Consider the following 19786-nt stretch of genomic DNA (forward strand, 5'->3'; position numbering starts at 1 on the left):
GGTCTGGCGGCGGCCGCAGTCGTCCTGGCGGGCCTCTGGATCTCCTACGGGCCCCGCCCTCACGCGAGCCGCGACAGGCAGGCGTCCACACCGATTGCCGTGTCCAAGCAGGACCGATCCGGGATCGACCCGCAGGGCGAGACCATCCGGTCCGTCTATCCGGGGCCGAACGCCGGATCCGCCCCGCGCGTCGCCCCGGCACCGCGGAACGCGACAGCCGCCCCCCCGTCCTCCCTGGCGGCAACCCCGCCCGCATCGCCGGCAGCGTCGCCGGATGCCCCCGCGGCGAGCGGGGTGGCGAAGCCGGCGGCGCCGCCGCAGCAGGCCGAGGGCGCGCCGGGCTCCGGCCAGCCGCCGGCCTCTCCGGGCCAGGGCGTCGACCTCAACACGGCGTCCGTCGAGGAACTGAACGCCCTCGGGGCCGGCATGATCGGGCGCCGGATCGTCGCGTTCCGGCCCTACGGCTCGCCGGAGGATCTCGTGACCCGGCGTGTCCTGAAGAAGGCCGATTACGAGGCGATCAGGGCTGCCGTCGCGGTGCGGCAGACCGAGTCCGCTGGCGCGGGCCGCCCGGATTGAGGGTCGAAGCCCGTCGGCACCGAGCCGAGCTCGCCGGTCCCACGGGTGCCAGGGGCCACGGCCCGGACGCTACGCGCGCTTCGACGGGGCGGGCTGCTTGGCGGCGAGACGTTTGCCGAGCCGCTCGATGTCGACGATCATCCGCTCGTGCGTCCCGGACCCGATCTGCTCCGACTCGTCCCAGGCCGCGACGCGGAACTGGATCTGGCGTCCGGCGACGCCGACCACCTCGGCCTCCGCCCGGACGCGGTGCCCGACCGGGGTCGCCGCCATGTGGGTCACGTCCACCTTGGTCCCGACGGCGCTCTCGCCGGGATCGAGGTACTGGCGGACGGCGTTCAGCGCCGCGTTCTCCATGATCAGGACCATCATCGGCGTGGCGAAGACCGGCGGCAGGATGTTGTCCTTGAACTGGCTGGCCAGATGTGACGGCCCGACCAGCATGGCGAAGCTCCCCTTCGCCCCCAACGGGATGTCCTGCATGCGCGCGCTCCAGATCCGTTTCGGCCCGATGACCGATAGGTAGGGCCGAGGGACCGCGTCCGGACATCCCGGGACCTTCGCCGCACGCAGCCCAGCCCCCTCCCCGCCGCCCGGCCAGGCACGGGAACCCCGGCACGAGAACCCCGGACCGGGAACCCCCGGAAGGGGGGGACGAGCGCTCGCAAGCGAGTCGCGTCCGGTCAGCGCCGACGGCGGGGCTGGCCGGCCGCCCCAAGGATGAGGTCCGCGATATCCGGAGCGCGCGAGATCAGGGACAGGTGGCTCGCCCGGAGCTCGACGGTCCGCGCGTTCATGCGCTTGGCCATGAACCGTTCGAGGTCCGGGTCGATGGTCCGATCCTCGGTCGACACCGCGTAGAAGCTCGGCTTCGAGCGCCAGGCGGCCTGGGTGGTCCGTCCCGTCAGCAGGGCCTTGCGGAACGGCTGCTGGACCGCGAACAGCACCCGCGCCTTCTCCACCGGCAGGTCGCCCGCGAAATCCCGCAGGAACGCCGCCTCGCTCAGGCGCCCCTCGTCGCCGTCGAACACGACGCCGGCCGAGGCGGGCGGGGTCGGGTAGGCCTTCGCCAGCGCCGCGTAATCCTCGTTCGCGTCCGGCGCCCGCGCCGCCACGTAGACCAGCGCCGAGACCTTCGGGTCGATCCCGGCTTCGGTCACGATCATGCCGGAGAACGAGTGGCCGACGAGGACGGTCGGTCCCTCCTGGCGGGCCAGCACGCGCTGCGCCGAGGCCACCGCTTCCGCGAGGGTGGTCAGCGGGTTCTGCACGGAGGTGACGGAGAGGCCGGCCGCCTGCAGGTGCGGGATCACCTCCGACCAGCACGACCCGTCGGCGAACAGCCCGTGGACCAGCACGACGTTGCGCGCCCGCGGGAGATCCTGGGCGGTGGCCGGTCCGGGCAGCAGCGCGGCGGCCGCGCCGGCGGCAAGGGTGCGGGTCAGCGTTCTGCGCGTCATCATGGGGACGCCTCCATCCGGACTCGTCGATGCGGGACGTACCGTCCCTGTTCGCCGCCGGCGCGGGAAGGATACAGCCTCGGGCCGCCCAAGGCGCATCTCGGCGCGCATCTCGGCGCGACCCGGCGGCGGCCGGGACCGCGCGCGGACGGGCACATCCGGGCGCAAGCGTCCCGGGATGTTACCCGGATATGCTGCGCGATGCTGGACGAGGGCGGCCTTTCAGCCTCTCATGGCGGCACGAATTGAGTAAAAACCGGGAGAGGAAACCGAGATGCTGCGACGCGTGCTGCGTCGGCTGACGGCTGCGGCCTCGCTGACAGTGCTGACATTCGCCGTTCCGGCCGGCGCCGAGGAGCCGCTGCGCTTCGAGGTCGATCCGGCCTGGCCGCAGCGCCTGCCGAACGACTGGATCATGGGTCAGGCGGCGGGTGTCGCGGTCGACGCGCAGGACAATGTCTGGGTGATCCAGCGGCCGCGCACCCTCACCGACGACGAGAAGGCCGCGAGCCTCGATCCGCCCCGCACCCGCTGCTGCAAGCCGGCGCCCCCGGTCCTCGTCTTCGACCAGGCCGGGCGCCTGGTGAAGTCCTGGGGCGGCCCGGGCGAGGGCTATCAGTGGCCCCAGAACGAGCACGGCATCCACATCGACCACAAGGGCTTCGTCTGGCTCGCCGGCAACGGCGACACCGACGGCCAGATCCTGAAGTTCACCCCGGACGGCAAGTTCGTGCTGCAGATCGGCAAGCAGGGGCCGCAGACCGACAGCCGGGACACGAGCCGCCTCGGCAAGCCGGCCGGCATGATGGTCGATCCGGAGACGAACGAGCTCTACGTGGCCGACGGCTACTACAACCACCGCGTCATCGTGTTCGACGCAGAGACCGGAGCGTTCAAGCGGATGTGGGGCGCCTACGGCAAGCCGCCGACCGACGACAAGCTCGGCCCCTACGATCCGGCGGCGACCCCGTCCCAGCAATTCGCCAACCCGGTGCACTGCGTGCAGGTCGCCCGCGACGGCCTCGTCTACGTGTGTGACCGGACCAACGACCGGATCCAGGTGTTCCGGAAGGACGGCACCTTCGTGAAGGAGATGTTCGTCGAGAAGAACACCCGGGCCAACGGCTCGGTCTGGGAACTCGCCCTGTGGCCGGACGAGCGCCAGACCTACCTGCTCAACGCCGACGGGGCCAACAACGAGGTCCGCACCCTGAGCCGCGACACCGGCGAGGTCCTCGGCCGCTTCGGCCGCAACGGTCGGATGGCCGGCGACTTCCACTGGGTCCACAACCTCGCGATCGACTCCAAGGGCAACGTCTTCACCACCGAGGTCGACACCGGGAAGCGGGCGCAGAAGTTCCTGTTCCGGGGCGACATGGTGCTGCGCAAGCGCGCCGCCCTGCCGGAGGGCGGCGCGCGATGATCGCGGCGGCCGATCCGGCCACGCCGGTCGCCGGCGCGGGCTGCGCGTGCTGCCTGCCCCGGCGCGGCTTCCTGGGCCGCCTCGCGGGGCTGGGGGCGGCGGCGCTGACGGCCGGCGCCGCGCGGGCCGAGCCGTCGCGCTACACGGGTCTGGTGATCGACTGCCACGGGCACTACACCACCGAGCCGGCCGCCATGCTGGACTGGCGCAAGCGCCAGATCGGCGCGCTCAACGACCCGGGCCAGTCCCCCAAGCCGTCGGACCTGCAAGTCAGCGACGACGCGGTGCGCGCCAGCGTGAGCGGGCGGCAGCTCAAGCTCCAGTCCGAGCGCGGCATCTCCCTGGCGCTGTTCTCGCCGCGGGCCGGCGGGATGGGCCACCATATCGGCACGGCCCGCACCAGCCTCGACTGGTCGATCGTGTCGAACGACATGATCCACCGGGTGACGAGCCTGATGCCGCAGAACTTCGTCGGCGTCTGCCAGCTGCCGCAATCGCCGGGTGTCTCGCCCAAGAACTGCACGGCCGAGCTCGAGCGCTGCGTCAAGGAGCTCGGCTTCGTCGGCTGCAACGTCAACCCGGACCCGTCCGGGGGCTACTGGACCGATCCGCCGCTCTCCGACCGGTTCTGGTACCCGCTCTGGGAGAAGATGGTCGAGCTCGACGTGCCCGGCATGGTGCATGTCAGCGCCTCGGCCAATCCCAACTTCCACGCGACCGGGGCGCACTACATCAACGGCGACACCACCGCCTTCATGCAGTTCGTGACCTCGGACCTGTTCAAGGACTTCCCGACGCTGCGCCTGATCATCCCGCACGGCGGCGGTGCCGTGCCCTATCACTGGGGGCGCTACCGGGGACTGGCCCAGGACATGAAGCGGCCGCCGCTGTCCGAGCTGATGCGCAACGTCTTCTTCGACACCTGCGTCTACCATCAGCCCGGCATCGACCTGCTGCTCAAGGTCGTCCCGCGCGAGAACGTGCTGTTCGCCTCAGAGATGGTCGGCGCGGTGAACGGGGTCGATCCCGAGACCGGCCACGCCTACGACGACACCAAGCGCTACGTCGAGGCCGCGGCGATCCCGGACGCGGACCGGGCCAAGATCTACGCCGGGAACGCGCTGCGCGTGTATCCGCGCCTCGCGGCGCGGCTCCGGTCGGTCGGCGTGACGCCGTAGGGCCGCCGAGGGCCTCGGAGGAGCCGCAGAGGCGGGGTGGACCCGATCGCGGATCCGCCGGCGCGCGCCTGCCGGTGACCGGGCGAATGTGTCTCAGATCGACGGCGCCGCCGCGCGGACGATGTTGGTCCCAGGGCCGGACCGGCGGGTGAAGCGGGGATGTCGTTCATGAGGGTCACGATCTGCGCCGTCGCGCTCTGCCTTGTCGCGGGCCTGGGCCACGCTCAGGAGGCCGGGCAGACGGTCGCCGGCGAGGGGGACTGGGTGCTCAGGAAATCGGCGGCCCCGTCGAGCGGCGACGTCGCCTGCGTTCTGGCGCCGAAGGCGCGGTCGCGCATCCAGATCGTCGGCGACCGCATCGAGATCACCGGCCTGCCAAAGAATTCCATCTTCAATTATCAGTATCGGATCGACGACGGACCTGTTTCAACCGCGATGTTTCCCACAACGCAGATGCAGGACGCCGGAGTGATCACGCTGAATGGGGACGTATTGAAAGATATTCTGGCCGGTCGACGCTTCAGCATCCGCCTGCTGGACCGATGGCACGAGGCCATGACGGAGGAGATCAGCCTCTCCGGGCTGCGCGGCCTGATCGACAAGCGGGCCGAGGCCTGCAGGTAGCCGGCGCCTCACGCAGCGCGCCGGAGCCCCCTCCCCCGTGCGGGCGGATCGCGCGCGGCGGATCTCGGGAACCGGCGGCCTCGCGACCGGTCCGCCCCGGCGGCGCGAGGCCCGCGCGGCGCGACCTCAGAGCCCGGATCGCTCCGGGCCGCGCGCCTGTTCGCGCTCGTAGGCCGCGAACAGCTCGGGGAGGCGCGCGACGAGGAAGTCGCCGAAGGCGGGATGGAGCGTCTCGTCGATGATCAGGCCCACGGTCGTCGGGGTCCGCTCGACGCGCGCCAAGTGGCGCCCGTCCTCCGCCAGCCCCACCTCCGGCCCCGCGCGGACCACCGGCGGCGCCGGGGCTGGGACCGGCGCCACGGCCGCGTACACGCGCACGAACCGCTGGTCGGAGGACAGGGTCGCGAAGGCGTCCGCGGCGACGATCTCATCGACCCGCGCCCGCATCTCCGGGCTGGCGAGGCGATCCGCGAGGCTCATCCACCGGCGGCGTCCCGCCTTCGGGGCGGGACCGATGGCGGCGATCACAGAATCGGGCAGGGCGCGCCGCGCCGCGATCAGGCGCGACAGCTCGGTCTTGTCGACGAGCAGGGCGGCCATGATCACGTCGCGCCCGTGCCCGAGCCGCTCCAGCGTCAGGGCGAAGGCGGCCCGCTCGATGAAGCTGAGATCGGCCCGCGCGTTGTTCTCCTGACCCTGGGCGACGACGAGTTCGGCATCCGTGAGCGTCCGCACCAGCGCGCGGACCGGCCGCCCCAGCGCGGCCGCGGCCCGCAGCCGCCGGTGGCCGAACGCGACCTGATAGCGCCCGCTGACGGTGGGATGGGGCCGCACCAGGATCGGGGTCTGCTGCCCCTGCGCCCGGATGACGGCGACGAAGGCGTCCTCGCCGGGGCCGTCGATCACCGGCAGCCGGTCGGGAGCCGGCGACGGGTCGACGAGGCCCGGATCGAGATCGACCGCGACGCTGCCGGACCTGAGCTGGTCCTCCGCGGCGCGCGCCGAGACGACTTCGGAGGTCAGGCGCTCCAGGGACCGGCTCATCGCGCCGACTGCGCCGCGGCCGGTGAAGCTGGGAACGGCCGGGGCCGGGCCCCGCTCCGATCGCGCGGCCGCCGCGTCGTCGCGGGGCGAGTTGACCGCGGTCAACTCGGTCTGGTCGGCCGGATCGAGCAGGCCGGCGAGGAGGTTCTTGCGGGCCATCGGATCAGCGTCCCCATGCCGTGCGGATCAGCGCCTCGATCTCGCCGTTGACCGCGTCCAGGCTCTCCATCGCGCGGTCGTAGGTCGCGCGCGTGAACTGGTCGCGACTGACCTCGAACAGGGTCTGCTTGGTGATGCCGGCATCCGAGACCGCCGTGCTCTTCAGCATCGCGTTGGTGAGCACGCGCTCCCCGAACAGCGTCCGCATGAACGCGACCATCTGGGTCTGCGGACCGTCGGTCGGCTCGTAGCGCGTGACGAGGTAGCGCATCCAGTCGTAGTTCATGTCGCCGCCGGCCTTGGCGACGACCCCGAGCATCTCGGAGGTCATCAGCAGGAACTGGCACATCGACATCACGTCGAGCATCTGCGGATGCACGGTGACGAGCACGCTGGTCGCCGCGCACAGGGCCGAGAGCGTCAGGTAGCCGAGTTGCGGCGGGCAATCGACCACGACCACGTCGTAGCGGTCGGCGACCGGCGCCAGGGCCTGGGCGAAGCGCGTGAAGAACAGCGAATCGCCGTCGCTGCTCCGCTGGAGGAGGGCGCGCGGTGTCTCGTGCTCGAATTCCATCAGCTCGAGATTGCCCGGCACGAGGTCGAGGCCCGGAAAGTAGGTCTTCTGGATGACGTCGGTCAGGGGACGGCGCGCCGCGTCGTACCGGATCGCGGCGTAGAGGGTCTCGTTGTCCCGCACGTCGAATTCGGGCTGGATCCCGTGCAGGGCCGACAGGCTCGCCTGCGGGTCGAGGTCGACGGCGAGGACGCGGTAGCCCTGCAGCGCCATGTGCTGCGCGAGATGGGCCGCCGTGGTGGTCTTGCCCGAGCCGCCCTTGAAATTCACCACCGCGATGATCTGGAGATGCTCCTCGGCCCGCCGCTCCTTCCGGTACCGCCGGCCAGTCTTGGCCCCTTCGTCCAGCATGCCGCGCAGCGCCTGGATGTCGGCGCTCGAGTAGGATCGCCGCCCGGACGGCCCGATCTCGGGGGCGGGCCCCTTGCCGTCGAGCGAGAGGCGCCGCAGGTAGCCGTCGTCGACCCCGATCAGCTTGGCGGCCTCGCCGGACGAGAATCGCCGCAGCTGCTTGCGCGCCTCGGGCGGGAACAGCCGCTGCCGGTGCGACTGCAGTTTGGCCGACAGCGCCTGCGCGTCGCCGGCGATCAGATCGTGCATCGCCATGGAGGTTGACCCCGAAGAGGGTAGGGCGGCGAGCGCCGCGGGGCTGGCCACGGTTCCGAACTCCTGTCACGGTTTTCTCGGCCGCAAACGCCGCCGCACCGTGACAAGATCACAGTCAACCTTAACAGAATGTTGACGCTCGCGCCGCCCCGCTTCCGAGCGGGCGAGCGTGTTGACCGCGGTCAACTCCCGCGACGCGGACGGGACCGCTTGGGCCGTCGGCTGACGCTCGACGGCGCTGGCGCCACAGGGCGAAGAGCATCGGCCAGGCCGAGAACCGACCGGAGCGGGACTTCCGCGTCAGGTCGCGGAGATAGGCGCCGGGCGCGCCGATCGACTCGGCGCGCTGGAGGATCGCCGACAGCGCCGACAGCGCGTGGTCCCGCCCCATCGCGGCCAGGGCCGCCTCCCAGACGTCCGGACCGATTCCCAGCGCCGGACGAACGACCTCCGCCGCGCCGGCCAGATCGGACCAGCTCCGGATACCGTCGCGGGCGTAGAGCACGACGTCGGGACAGGCCTCGAGCACCATCGGCAGAGGCAGGGGCGAGGGGAGGGAAGAGGGGATCGGCGAGGGGAGGGGACGCGGCTGGCCGGGCGCGGGAGCGACGTCGGATCGCGCGGCTCCGGCCGGGCCTCGCCGGGGGCACCGTTCAGAATCGTCAGCAGGATCTGGATCTGAATTCTGATGGTGGCGCTCACCGTGAGACGCAGTGCCGACCATTTCCGGCGCATTCGCCAAACTTGGCAGCCACTTGTCCACCTCCCGGCGCAGCGCGCGCAGCGGTTCGGCGGCGGCGTGCAGGTGGGGCTCGCCGGCGGTCCGACCCGGCATGCCGCCGCAGGCCGCGAACCGGTCCGCGAGCGCCGCCCAGGGCCCGGACCATCCGGATTCGGCGGCCAGGGCGAGGATCTTCGACAGGTCGCGGCGGTGCAGGGCGATCTCCTCGCGCAGGAGCAGGCGCCGGCGCGCGGCCGCCCGCACCGCCCGGGCAAGAACGGCGAATTCCCCCGCGCGCGCCACGAGCGGCGTCAGGTCGAACCCGAAGGCGCGCGATCGCGCCGGCACCGTCGCGGCGCGCGTAGCGCTTGCCGTTCGGGCTGTCCCGCCGGATCACCAGGCCGGCCGCGACGAGCTGGGCCAGCGCGCGCCGCAGCGTCGCCGGGGACGGCCCGTGCGACCGCAGCGACAATTCGCGGTTCGACGGGAAGACCACGAGCGGCGAGCTGGGCGACAGCGCCGTCTCGGGATGGAACGTGAGCAGCGCGCTCAGCACCGCGAGGGCGCGGTCCGAGACGGCGAGGTGATCCTTCGCCTCGGTCACGTCGCGGAAGATGCGCCATTTGTGCCCGACCGCGTCGTCGGGGCAGGCCTTGGCCGCCGCCTGCGCGGCCATCATGCCGAGCGAGAGCGGTCGCCGCCCGAAGGGCGTCGTGGGTTCGTGTCCGGGAAGCATTGTCCTCGCCCGCGATGAGGCAAGAGAGCAGCGCCCGCCGAGGCGATGGCCGCGTCGCGTGGTTGACAGCGATGTCCGGGAGTGATTCTCTGAGGTTGTCCAGACGACAGAGAGGGCTTCCGGGGCGAACGTCTCGGGGGCCTTTTCTTTTGCCGGGTTGCTCCGTCTAGAGGGGTGGGGGTGGGCCGCCGTCAGGCGCGCGCGGCACCGGCCGGCGTCAGCAGGTCCGCGCTCTCGCAGGGGCCCATCTGATCCGGGACCCGCGCAGCCTTGCGCGCCCGCGGCGCGGCACGGGCGCGACGGGTCGGCCCCCCCGCGACGGCGACGAAGGCGCGCCGCAGCTCCGCCGGGTCCGAGTGCCGCAGCACCAGACCCTCGGCCGTCATCGCGACGTTGGCTTCCGGGTACGCGTCGAGGGTGCGCTTGATCGATTCCGAGAAGGCCTGCTTGAAGCGGGAGGCGAATTCCGAGGATCCGAACTGCGCCATCAGATCGCGCCAGGTCAGCAATTCGCTCTCCCCGCGCGAGAGCAGCGGCAGCCGGTAGCAGAGGTACACGAGGATATCGATCGCCATGGCGTTGTGGGCGACCTGGCGCAGCCTGGCGGTCGGCACCGGGATCGAGTGCCGTGTGAAGCGGTCGTAGGCGTTCTGGCTGAGCATCAGCGCTTCCGGCCAGCGCATGGCGCTGTGTCCCCCGGCGGCCCAGACCTCGAGGTCGTCATCCTTGAACGCGCCCCCCTCGATCAGGCTCTCGCGCTTGAACACGTGGCCGCCCTCGTCGCCGTTCAGGACCATCGTGAAGATGGGGAAGCTCAGCCGGACGAGCTGGTCCTTGGTCGGCCCGATCGAGCCCCGCTCGCCGCCCGTGACCGGCAAACCGACGGCCTTCAACCACTCGGTGATCCGCCCCATCTCCATCCAGCGGTCGCCGGCGCTCCGGCGCGGATCGCGGGCCTCCGTGGCCAGCCACATGGAGAGGAGGCGCGCCTTGGGTCCGAACGGGACGCCCACCTCGATCTGGCGCCCGTTGGGCAGGACGAACCGGGCCGGCTCGACGGTCAGCGAGAAGCGACCGTCGCGCCGGTTCCACGGCTCCATCGTGTTCTTGGGCCGGCGCAGCGGCAGGCCGGCGATGCAGAAGCCCTTGTGGAGGAACGACACATCCATGCGGCCGTCGAGCGCGGGGCCGAGCCTGGTCGTCGGCCGGTCGGCTCCGGCCTCGGGGCGCCGCAGGCTCTGCTCCCACAGGCTCAACTGGCGGGTCTCTGCCGCGTTCATGCCGGTCTCGCTCTCCTCGTGCCGACCACAGGGCAATTTGGAGGCTATCAGTCGCGAGTCGCCGACCGGGCGCAATCATCGGGTTTCCAAATCTCAGCGCGCCGACCGGGATTCTTTACAAAACTCAGCGTCGGCGACCCACGGCCGCCCAGCGGTCGAGCCGCGACGGCGTCCCGGCACGGCTGCGACCGCCGTTGGCGCCGGTCGCGTCGGCGCGAGTGCGAAAAATCAGCGCTCGCCGACCGTCCGCTGGCAAAAGTCAGCGTGGCGCACGCCGTCGATGACGGGTGAGGGCGCTTGGCGACCTTCCAAACCCCGGCAGGCGCGTCCACCTGCGCTGATTTTTGTAAGTCCCGCGCCGTCGGACACCGCAGGGGCCGCGCTGAGTTTTCTCAGGAGCGGACCCGGGGGCGCTGATTTTTGTAAGCGGTCGCGTCGGCAGGCCCGGCACCAGCGCGTTGGGTGGCCACTGACCGGCGACGCGTCTCGGGCGCGCTCGGACGCCACTGGACAGAGACGCGAGGCGGCCGATCAGCCGCACAAAGGGTGGCGACCCGGCCTGCTCGGGACCTCGCCGACGCGCTTCCAGCGGCGGACCGTAACCCGCGCGCCCGTGAGGCGGCGTGGACCGATCGGCAGGGACGACTCAGATGCGAGCCGCGCACCGCAGGATCAGGATGGTGGTGCGGCGACGCGTCGGATGGTGGCGTCGCTGACCGGCAAGGTCCCGTGGTCCGGAGACGGTCGGGCATCCGGTCGCGGCCCGCGACGACGCGGTCGGTGACCGCCCGACACATCGGAGCGCTACGGAGCGGGACCGGGAGGGGAGGGCGCCTTCGGGCCGCTCGCGCGACGGGCGTCGGCACCGGGCCGGTCATGGACGCCCCGTGCGCCCCTGCGCGGGCCGCGCGTCCCGCTCACCTATCGCCTGCGAAGTTCCAGAACGTGCCGCGTCGCGGGCGGCAAGTTGTCGCTCAAGGACAGGACGCGCGCATCCGAGGTGAACCGAATCTTCCTGTCGTTGTTTACGCTCGCCACCGAGGAGCGTTGACGACGTGACACCCCGATACGGTGTGTGACGCGGCGATCCGGGCCGTCTTGCCTTCCCGGAGCGCGGTCGCGCGCCGCGATCTCTGTCGACGACCGAAGATCCGATTTGTCAGGAGGAGATCCATGAAGGGATTCACGAAAATTGTGTCGTACGCGGCGGCCGCGGCGGCGGTCTGCATGCTCGCGGTTGTGGTGGTCCAATCGGCGGGGCTCCTCGCCGGGTGATGGGCCCCACGCGGTGATCCAAGTTCAAAGTTCGTACAGGGTCAGGAGCGATAGTCTAAATCTGTCTCATCGACGATGATGCCGGTATCGGGACCGTGGAGGAACAAGCGGCTTGGCGATTCTTCCCGGCATCGTCCGAGCCGAACACCGACTCAGACCGGGGTCGGAAGACGGGCGATGACCTTGATCTCGAAGTCGAAGCCCGCGAGCCAGGTCACGCCGACGGCAGTCCAGTTCGGATAGGGCGGTTCGCCGATCATTACGTCGCGTACCGCCATCACTGTGTCGAACTGCGTTTCAGGGTCGGTGTGGAAGGTTGTCACGTCCACCACGTCGTCGAAACTGCAGCCGGCCGCCGCGAGAACGGAGTTCAGCCTGTCGAAGGCACGGCGAACCTGCGCACCGAAATCCGGTTCAGGCGAGCCATCCTCGCGGCTGCCGACTTGGCCGGAGACGAAAAGCAGGTCGCCGGACCGGATCGCGGCCGAGTAGCGGTGCTTGTCGTAGAGGGCTTGCCGTCCGGGCGGAAAGACTGCATCGCGCTTCGACATATCGCGTGTCCTCTGCGAAGGGTGCCGACGGCTTCCATCGACCTCGCGGCGCCATTCACATACGCCGCGTATGCGGACCATCATGGCATACGCGGCGTATGTCAACACATGCGGGCCTATGTGAAGGATCGAGGCATCCTGTGGCATCGGGACGGCGCGCGCTGAAGATGGAGGAAACCCGCGCGAGGCTGATCCGCGCGGCGCGTGCAGCCTTTGCCGAGAAGGGCTACGCAGCGGCGTCGATGGATGAGCTGACGGAAGCGGCCGGCCTGACGCGCGGCGCGCTCTATCACAACTTCGGCGACAAGAAGGGCCTGCTTCAGGCCGTCATCGCGCAGCTCGACGCCGAGATGGTCGCTAAGGCGCGGGTCGCGCGCGAGAGGGCGCCAACGCCCTGGCTCGGCTTCCTCGACGAGGGCGTCGCCTACATCGAGTTGGCCCTCGAGCCGGAGATCCAGCGCATCGTGCTCCTCGACGGACCGGCAGTGCTGGGCGATCCGTCGCGATGGCCGGGCCAGACCGCCTGCCTGCGCACGACGACCGAGACGATCCAGGCCCTCGTGGAGGCCGGGACGGTCAAGCCTGTCGATGCCGAGGCCGCGGCGCGCCTGATCAACGGCGCGGCGCTCAACGCCGCGCTCTGGGTCGCCGCGTCCGACGATCCACCGGCCGTCCTCGGCAGGGCCACCGAGGCCTTCCGGTGCTTGGCGAACGGCCTCCTGAAGTAGGCCGTCCCGCCGGTCTGGACGCGTCATCCTCGGGCGCGCGACGCGTTCGTCGGGGGACACCTTGCAGGGTGGCCCGCGCGCGAACAGCGAGAGAGGAGACGACAACGACGTCTGCTCCGGACCCATGTCGCTCGAAAGCCGACCAGCCGGAAGCCATCCGTCTGAGACGTTCAGGCGGGCGTCGCGCGATGACGGAAACTGGCCGTAAGCCGCCGGTCCGATTTGGAGAAGGTTGGGCGGAGAAGCAGACGGACCCCGACCATCGGACACTCTGAAGGCAGCGGGTTGACGGTCGGCGCAGAAGGCGGCGTGGTTCCGGGGCGGCTTCATCGTCATGGTAACGTAAACTGCAAGTCGGGCTGTGAGCTGTCCGTCTTACGGCCTATCCGGCGGTCGACCAGACGCTGGGTCGGTGTGACCGTGACGCCATGCATGAGGATCGAGATCAGAACCGTCAGACCGGCCGTGGCCCATAGAAGGTCCGCGTGCTCAAACGGGGCATGTCCGCAAGCATAGCCGAGATAGAAGGCGGTCCCGAGCCCTCGGATGCCAAAGAAGCTCACGACTGCGCGCTCTTCCAGCGCTCGGGCACTCCCCAGCATGCCAATCCACCCGCTTAGGGGACGAACGACCAGCAGGGCGAGCAGGGCAAAAACGACGGCTTGCCAAGTGAGAGCCTGGAGAAGGCCTCCACCGATGAGTACGGCGCCGAAGCCGACCAGCAGCACCATCATCATGAGGCGTTCCAGTTCCTCGACGTAGTCGTGCATCTTGCGATGATAGGCATGCCCCCGGCTCGAGGAGCGGAGCGCCAGGGCCGCGGCGAACACGCCGATGAAGCCGTAGCCGTCGACCGCCTGGACGACACCGTAGGCAAGGCATGTCACGCCCAGGGCCACGAAGCCGTCGCCGGTCCGGGAGAGCTTCGACAGGTTCGGGAGGTGAAAGGTCAGCCAGCCGAGCCCCGGGCCGATGACCGCCCCGAGCACGGCCCCCACTGCGATCTTCCAGAAAACGTCCACCGCCAGCCAGTGCGACCAAGACAGGCCGGCTAGGCCGCCTCCTGCAGCGAGCGCGATGGCCAGGTTCACGAACGGGAAGGCGAGGCCGTCGTTGAGCCCGGCCTCGGAGGTCAGGGCGAAGCGCGGCTCGTCCTCGTGGTCCCCGGCCGGGTGGCCGACCTGGACGTCGGACGCGAGCACCGGATCCGTGGGCGCCAGGGACGAACCCAGCAGCAACGCCGCGGCGACCCCGAGTCCGAGCAGGGTTGAAGCCAAGGCCGTCAGGGCCAGGATCGTCAGCGGCATCGCGATGCCGAGCAGCCGCCACGTCACAACCCAGCGTTTCCAGCCGATGAGCCGGTCGATCTTCAGGCCTGCACCCATGAGCGAGATGACGACGACGGCCTCGGTGGCGTGCTCGATGAGCTTCAGGTGCAGGCTCGGGTGGGGCGTGAGGTCGGCCACAGCCGGGATTGCGGAGAGAGCGGCGCCGATGCCGACGCAGCAGATGGGCAGGGACAGGGGGAGCGCCCGGAGCACCATCGGCAGCCATGCCGTCAGAAGCACCAGGACACCAAACCCGGCGACGACAAGGACATAGGTTTCCATTAGAAGGTGAACCGTGCCCGGGCCCGGCTCGTTCCTAATTCTGCCGCGTCCTCGACGCTCGGTCCGACATGGCCTTACGGATCGCAGCGACGCTGTCCGGCACGCCGCCGGCGCCGCGATGAGCCAATCCCCGCCTCCGGCCCGAGCCGGCGCGTCATGCCGAAACCGCGACGGAGACGGCCATGTCGCGGAAGGCGTCGGCGGGCCCGATGAAGCTGCCCGTCACCGGCATGGCTTGGCGGATGTCGCGCGCCACGGCGACCGGCATCAGATTGGCACCGCCCACGCCGCGATTGGTCGGATCGAAGGTCACCCAGCCGGCGCCCGGCAGGTAGACCTCCGCCCAGGCGTGGGTGGACCCGGCATCGGCCGATCCGAGCAGGCTGCGCGTGGGGTCGTGCAGATAGCCCGACACGATCCGTGCGCCGAAGCCGAGGCTCCGGACGGCCTCGACGAAGAGCGTGGCGAGATCCCGGCAGGAGCCCTGGCCCGACGACAAGGTCTGGTCCGGCGTCTGCGTGCCCGCATCCTCCCGGGCATGATAGGTGATGCCGCTGCCCACACCGGCATTGATGTCCTTGAGGAGCGACAGGGTGTCGGTCGGGCAGCCCGCCACAAAGCCCTGGGCCCAGGATTGCAGGCGCCCCCCATCCGGGTACTGGCGCATCGTCAGGGCGCCGAGATCCGTCCATTCGTCATCGGCGTAGCGGAAGGGAAACGCGATGGCCGTGGCGGCGATGTCGAAGACCGGATAGGCGGAAGCGGACAGCGCGATGTGGACCCGGCTGTCGATGACGAGGCTGTCGGACGATGTCGCGAAGCTGGCCGTCGCGACGGCGTTCCCGGCCACGTCGTAGGCCCAGGTCAGCGTCGCGTCCGGCGTCACCCGGACGTCGCTCGAGAGCAGCCGCAGGTCCCGGGTCTCCCGCGGTCGCAGCATCAGCCGGTGCGGTCCGAGCCCGACCGGCTGGCTGTAGCGATACGTCGTCCGGTGGTGGATGCGGAGATCGACCAAGATGCGCTCCTCATGAACCAATTCGGTCTCGCGCCTCCGGGACGCGCGTCATTGTCGGTGCGCGCGCGGCTGTTTGGCTTGCGACAGGAAGAAGCGCAGCATCTCGCGGCTGGCATCGGGGCCGCTCGGATCAGTGTGCGAGCCGGCCGGGTGGCCGCCGGCCCAGGCGTGGTCCGCGCCGTGCAGGACCCAGTGCTCCGCGGACCACGGGCCACCCGGTTCGGTCAGGACCGTCCGCGTATACGCCATCCCGCCCTCCGAGCGTCCCGCGACGGTGGCGCCGGTCAGCCGTCCCTCGGGCCGCGCCTGGGCGAGGGCTTGGTCGCCGTTGACGGGCGAGACGGTCGTATCCCTGTCTCCGTGAAAGACGATGGTCGGCACCGGCTGCACGGCCTGTACCGGCTGGAGCAGGGCACCCCGACGCATCGTGGAGAAGGCGGCCGACATCGAGCCGGCCGAACCGCACGCCAGTCCGGAATGGATGCCGACGGCCGCGTAGAGATCCGGATACATCATCGCCAGGACCGCGGCGGCCGCGCCGCCCGAGGACAGACCGGCGACGTAGACCCGCGATGGGTCGACGTTGAACGCGGCCATGATCGCACGCGTCAGGCCGGCGACGATCGACGGCTCGCCGCTGCCGCGTCTCTGATCCTTGTCCCTGAACCAGTTCCAGCTCTTGGCGAGGTTGGCCGAGCGCGGCTGGTCGGGATAGGCGACGAGGAAGCCCTGCGCCTCCGCCAGCACGTCCATCCGCGTGCCGATGGCGAAGTCGCGCGCTGTCTGCGAGCAGCCGTGCAGCATCACCACCAGCGGAAGCGGAGCCCCCGCGTATCCGGACGGAACGAACAGGTCGTAGTCCCGGCTTCCGGCGACGTTGCTGAACCGGCGCGCCAACGCACGCGGCCGGTCGATGGCCAACTTCGACGGGCTCGAAGGGATGGTCCCGAGGTTCTGGCTCATCGCGGCGCTTTCGTGGGAGGCTCTGCCGGCTTCGATCGGGTCCGGCTACGGCAACGCGCCGATCATGCCCTTGACCTCGCTCATGGTGTTCTCGCACGCCCTCTTGTCGCCGCGCCTGTCCTCGTCGGCGGCCCGGACGATGAGGGTCTTGGCGTGCGCCACGCGCTCGGGCGTCGAGACCAGGATGGGATCACTCGGAGCATCGAGGCGGGCAGCCTGTACGCCCCGGGGCGATCCGGTTCGAAGGGCGTGACCCGCCTGCAGGCCGGTCACCTGGATGGCACCGGCGCTGTCGAGGCGCCGCTCGATGGTGCCGATCTGCTCGGCGCAGGACGATGCCAACGCCGGCAACGGCGCGAGGGCGGCGAGAATCGTGAGAGTGGTCGGGACGAAGCGCATCGGGGGTTGAGACTTTCCACGGGGTGGCAGCATCCAGGACCCGCTCGGCGAGCGCGTAACCCGATGCCGTCCCTCACCGGTCGGTGCGAGGGTAGCAGTGGGACAACCCGTGCATCGGTCACTTGTTGCACCGCAACATGAAACGCTGGGCAGGCCCGCGTCCGAAGGCGTCTCCGCCGAAGACCGGGCCTGTGGGGCCGTCCGTGACGCCGCCCTCAGGCCGGGCAAAGCACCCGCAGGCGCGAGAAGCCCACGAGCCTGCGGGCGTCCTCATCCCAGAGTGCCAATCCGAGGCAACGCAGGCTGTCGCGCAGGGTCAGCCGTCCGACCTGCCCGAGCATCGCGTGGCCCTCCAGACAGGCCTGGAGCCGGTAGTTGGGGATGCGGCTGTTCAGGTGATGGACGTGATGCAGGCCGACATTGCCGGTGAACCATTGCAGCACGCGCGGCAGGACGTAGTACGAGCTGCCGCCCAGAGCCGCGCGGTGGAAGTCCCAGGCTTCGCCGTCCTCCCAGACGGTCCCCTCGTACTGGTGCTGGACGTAGAACAGCCAGCCCCCGATCCACGCGGCCACGCTGACCGTCGGCAGGACCATCCAGAGCACCGGCCCGATCCCGCCGGACGCGACGGCGAGCGCCCCTAGGAGGACGGTCAGGCCAAGGTCGAGGGCGAGCACGTCCCGCCACGCCGTTCGCCACGGGAGCCCGACGCCGAAGGGCATCCGCTGCAGGACGAGAAAGTTCAGGGGCGAGCCGAGGACGATCAGGATGAACGGGTTGCGGTAGAGGCGGTAGCGCAGACGACCCCAAGGCGGCAGCACGAGATACTCGCGCACGGTGAGGGTGTGGACGTCCCCCGTGCCACGGCGGCTGAGGTCGCCCGTGGAGGCATGGTGCAGCGCGTGCGCCCGCTTCCAGCTGTCGTAGGGCGTCAGCGTCAGCAGGCTGAGGGCCCGGCCGAGCCAGTCGTTGGCCGGACGCGAAGACAGGAAAGAGCCGTGCCCGCAATCGTGCTGGAGAATGAACAGCCGCACGAGCAGGCCGCCGGCCGGCACCGCGAGGGGGAGGACGAGCAGGCCGTGGCCCTGCACGGCGCCCCATACCATGAGAGCGCAGAGGGCCAGGTAGGGCAGCAGGGTGTTGGCCAGTTGCCGAAGGGCAAGCCTGAGATCAGGCTCGCGGAAGGTGGCGCAGTGCCGGGCGACCTCGCGCGCGAGCGCCGCGACGTCGATCCGAGTAGGCCCGTCCTCGTCCCGACCGTCCGGGACCAAGTTTGATGCGTCCTGTATCACGGCTGGCCGGCAATCCTGTGCGGTGATGGGGAAACAAGGCGGTCCGGGTGTGGACTCGGAACCCATGGTCCGTCGCCAGCGGCTGGCAGCGACATCCCGCCCGGATCCGGTGAGGGATGTGGCGGCTGTCGTGGCGACAGCCGAAAAGCTGCCTCAATAAAGCCCTTAACGGGCATAATACGAAAATGTTCATTTTCAAAACTGCGTCATATGACGCTATTATTGTTATGCATTGGAATCTCACGTCCACCGGATGGGCTGATCTTCCGTGCGCGCACCGGCTTCATCCCGGCGACGCACGTGTCAGTCCTGTTACGGCACCTGCCGGCGCCCTTGAGGCGTGGAACAGCTTCGGTCGCGCTCGCCCGGAGCGGGCAACGGCAGGGGTGCGACCCGGGGCAATCGGACGACGCGCCCGTCGGAAGAGACACTGTTCCGACGGGTCCGCCGCGTCGAGACCGCCGTCCCGCAGATCGAGTGCGTCTTTTCCGATATTTTTGCGGACCGATCGAATATGGACATAATGTAGCATGCCCAATCTCCCGCATGGCTCGTTGTCATAATGGAAGAAATATTTATCGTTGATTGGCAGAAAACAATGAAAAAGGCGATCATGATGGCGACCGCTGCGCTTGGTGCGCTGGTCATACTTCCGGTCGGCGCCGATGCGCGCAGTGGCTTCGGTGGTGGAGGCGGGTTCCACGGTGGCGGTTTCGGGGGCGGCAGCTTCCGGGGCGGCGGGTTCGGCGGCGGAGCTGGTCGCGGCTTCGGAGGCGGACTTGGCGGCAATCGCTTCGGCGGCGGTCTGGCAGGCGGCCGCTTCGGTGGACGCGAAGGCCTCGGGGGCGGCGGAATCCGCGGAACGGGCTTCGCCGGCAATCGCGGGTTTGGGGGCCGGGGCTATGGCTATGGGGGTCGGGGCTACGGGGGTCGGGGCTTCGGCTATGGCGGCCTGGGGCTCGGCGTCGGTCTGGGCCTCGCCGGAGCGGGATTAGGCTATGGCTACGGCGGCTTCGACGACGGCTACTATGGCACGGAGTACGGGTCTGCCGGATACGGCGGATACGGGGGCGGCTATGCCCCGGCCGGCTACGGGCAGGGATACGGTGCCGTCGAGACGGAGGTGGCGCCGGCAGGCGAGTCGGTCAACTACTGCGTTCAGCGTTTCCGGTCGTACGACCGTCGCAGCGGCACGTATCTGGGCAATGATGGCCAGCGCCATTCCTGCCCGTAACGCCCCGCGGCGAGCCTGACTGTGTTTAAGCGTGGAATAAGGACCCCGTTTTTGGGGTGATCGGCGTCCAAACGGGACCCCAGGACAACTCATCCAGACTGCCTCTCGTGTTCGAACGGGAGGAGCGCGGGGGATGTTTGTCGTGGAGACGATCGCCAAGATCCGCCGCGCCTTTTTCGTGCAGCAGAAGCCGATCAAGCAGATTTGCCGGGAGCTGAAGGTCTCCCGTAAGGTCGTGCGGAAGGTGATCCGCTCTGAGGCGACCGCCTTCCGCTACACCCGCACCAGTCAGCCCGCGCCCAAACTCGGGCCATGGCGGGAGGCACTCGACGGGA

Annotated in this window: 18 protein-coding genes and 2 pseudogenes; 7 read left to right on the plus strand and 13 right to left on the minus strand. The window is 70.0% G+C overall.

Annotated elements, in window-relative coordinates; translation table 11 throughout:
- Nucleotides 1-294: 294 nt before the first annotated feature.
- Nucleotides 295-579, plus strand: a complete 285-nt coding sequence (locus tag H288_RS36150) for a helix-hairpin-helix domain-containing protein (RefSeq protein WP_234083251.1) — start codon at nucleotides 295-297, stop codon at nucleotides 577-579.
- A 69-nt stretch (nucleotides 580-648) separates the two neighbouring features.
- Here H288_RS36150 and H288_RS0129510 read toward each other — a convergent pair whose 3' ends face one another.
- Together H288_RS0129510 and H288_RS0129515 are read right to left on the minus strand one after the other, a co-directional pair.
- Nucleotides 649-1062 carry a thioesterase family protein gene (locus H288_RS0129510; RefSeq protein WP_020096182.1) on the minus strand — a complete coding sequence of 138 codons (414 nt, stop codon included), beginning with the start codon at nucleotides 1060-1062 and terminating at the stop codon, nucleotides 649-651.
- Nucleotides 1063-1262: 200 nt separating this feature from the next.
- Nucleotides 1263-2042: an alpha/beta hydrolase gene (locus tag H288_RS0129515; RefSeq protein ID WP_020096183.1), complete on the minus strand. Its 780-nt coding sequence runs from the start codon at nucleotides 2040-2042 to the stop codon at nucleotides 1263-1265.
- A 271-nt stretch (nucleotides 2043-2313) separates the two neighbouring features.
- Here H288_RS0129515 and H288_RS0129520 point away from each other — a divergent pair, with 271 nt between their 5' ends.
- From H288_RS0129520 to H288_RS0129530, 3 genes are all read left to right on the plus strand, one after another.
- On the plus strand, nucleotides 2314-3462 hold the full coding sequence (locus H288_RS0129520) for a hypothetical protein (protein WP_020096184.1): 1149 nt from the start codon (nucleotides 2314-2316) through the stop codon (nucleotides 3460-3462).
- 149 nt (nucleotides 3463-3611) lie between these two features.
- Entirely contained in the window at nucleotides 3612-4640 is a 1029-nt protein-coding gene (locus tag H288_RS0129525; RefSeq protein WP_026605418.1) for an amidohydrolase family protein, read from the plus strand.
- 168 nt (nucleotides 4641-4808) lie between these two features.
- Complete coding sequence (locus H288_RS0129530) at nucleotides 4809-5264, plus strand: hypothetical protein (protein WP_128083282.1); 456 nt, start codon at nucleotides 4809-4811, stop codon at nucleotides 5262-5264.
- 126 nt (nucleotides 5265-5390) lie between these two features.
- Here the strand turns inward: H288_RS0129530 and repB are convergent, their stop codons facing one another.
- From repB to H288_RS0129560, 6 genes and pseudogenes are all read right to left on the minus strand, one after another.
- Nucleotides 5391-6467: a plasmid partitioning protein RepB gene (gene repB, locus H288_RS33095; protein ID WP_020096187.1), complete on the minus strand. Its 1077-nt coding sequence runs from the start codon at nucleotides 6465-6467 to the stop codon at nucleotides 5391-5393.
- Nucleotides 6468-6471: 4 nt separating this feature from the next.
- Nucleotides 6472-7647 carry a plasmid partitioning protein RepA gene (repA, locus tag H288_RS0129540; RefSeq protein ID WP_020096188.1) on the minus strand — a complete coding sequence of 392 codons (1176 nt, stop codon included), beginning with the start codon at nucleotides 7645-7647 and terminating at the stop codon, nucleotides 6472-6474.
- Nucleotides 7648-7768: 121 nt separating this feature from the next.
- On the minus strand, nucleotides 7769-8671 hold the full coding sequence (repC, locus tag H288_RS36435; protein ID WP_348529278.1) for a plasmid replication protein RepC: 903 nt from the start codon (nucleotides 8669-8671) through the stop codon (nucleotides 7769-7771).
- Between the two features lie 88 nt (nucleotides 8672-8759).
- Nucleotides 8760-9104, minus strand: a pseudogene (locus tag H288_RS36440) (helix-turn-helix domain-containing protein); the annotation flags it as partial.
- A gap of 191 nt (nucleotides 9105-9295) precedes the next feature.
- Nucleotides 9296-10384: a replication protein RepA gene (locus H288_RS0129550; RefSeq protein WP_020096191.1), complete on the minus strand. Its 1089-nt coding sequence runs from the start codon at nucleotides 10382-10384 to the stop codon at nucleotides 9296-9298.
- A gap of 1427 nt (nucleotides 10385-11811) precedes the next feature.
- On the minus strand, nucleotides 11812-12210 hold the full coding sequence (locus H288_RS0129560) for a RidA family protein (RefSeq protein ID WP_020096193.1): 399 nt from the start codon (nucleotides 12208-12210) through the stop codon (nucleotides 11812-11814).
- A gap of 167 nt (nucleotides 12211-12377) precedes the next feature.
- Here H288_RS0129560 and H288_RS0129565 point away from each other — a divergent pair, with 167 nt between their 5' ends.
- Nucleotides 12378-12938, plus strand: a complete 561-nt coding sequence (locus H288_RS0129565) for a TetR/AcrR family transcriptional regulator (protein ID WP_199778789.1) — start codon at nucleotides 12378-12380, stop codon at nucleotides 12936-12938.
- Nucleotides 12939-13270: 332 nt separating this feature from the next.
- Here the strand turns inward: H288_RS0129565 and H288_RS0129570 are convergent, their stop codons facing one another.
- The 5 genes from H288_RS0129570 to H288_RS0129590 all read right to left on the minus strand — a co-directional run bounded on the left by H288_RS0129570 (nucleotide 13271) and on the right by H288_RS0129590 (nucleotide 18196).
- Nucleotides 13271-14548 carry a cation:proton antiporter gene (locus H288_RS0129570; protein WP_020096195.1) on the minus strand — a complete coding sequence of 426 codons (1278 nt, stop codon included), beginning with the start codon at nucleotides 14546-14548 and terminating at the stop codon, nucleotides 13271-13273.
- Nucleotides 14549-14702: 154 nt separating this feature from the next.
- Nucleotides 14703-15563 (minus strand): transglutaminase family protein, encoded by an 861-nt coding sequence (locus H288_RS0129575; RefSeq protein ID WP_020096196.1) that lies wholly within the window; start codon nucleotides 15561-15563, stop codon nucleotides 14703-14705.
- A 48-nt stretch (nucleotides 15564-15611) separates the two neighbouring features.
- Complete coding sequence (locus H288_RS0129580; RefSeq protein WP_020096197.1) at nucleotides 15612-16526, minus strand: PHB depolymerase family esterase; 915 nt, start codon at nucleotides 16524-16526, stop codon at nucleotides 15612-15614.
- A gap of 45 nt (nucleotides 16527-16571) precedes the next feature.
- Entirely contained in the window at nucleotides 16572-16925 is a 354-nt protein-coding gene (locus H288_RS0129585) for a hypothetical protein (protein ID WP_020096198.1), read from the minus strand.
- 215 nt (nucleotides 16926-17140) lie between these two features.
- A complete protein-coding gene (locus H288_RS0129590; RefSeq protein WP_020096199.1) occupies nucleotides 17141-18196 on the minus strand; it encodes a fatty acid desaturase in 1056 nt (351 codons plus the stop codon).
- A 619-nt stretch (nucleotides 18197-18815) separates the two neighbouring features.
- On the opposite strand from H288_RS0129590, the gene H288_RS34430 reads away from it, so the two are divergent.
- Nucleotides 18816-19451, plus strand: a complete 636-nt coding sequence (locus tag H288_RS34430) for a BA14K family protein (protein WP_081636583.1) — start codon at nucleotides 18816-18818, stop codon at nucleotides 19449-19451.
- Between the two features lie 133 nt (nucleotides 19452-19584).
- Nucleotides 19585-19786, plus strand: a pseudogene (locus H288_RS0129600) (IS21 family transposase); the annotation flags it as partial.

Source organism: Methylobacterium sp. 285MFTsu5.1, assembly GCF_000383455.1.
Classification (GTDB): Bacteria; Pseudomonadota; Alphaproteobacteria; order Rhizobiales; family Beijerinckiaceae; genus Methylobacterium.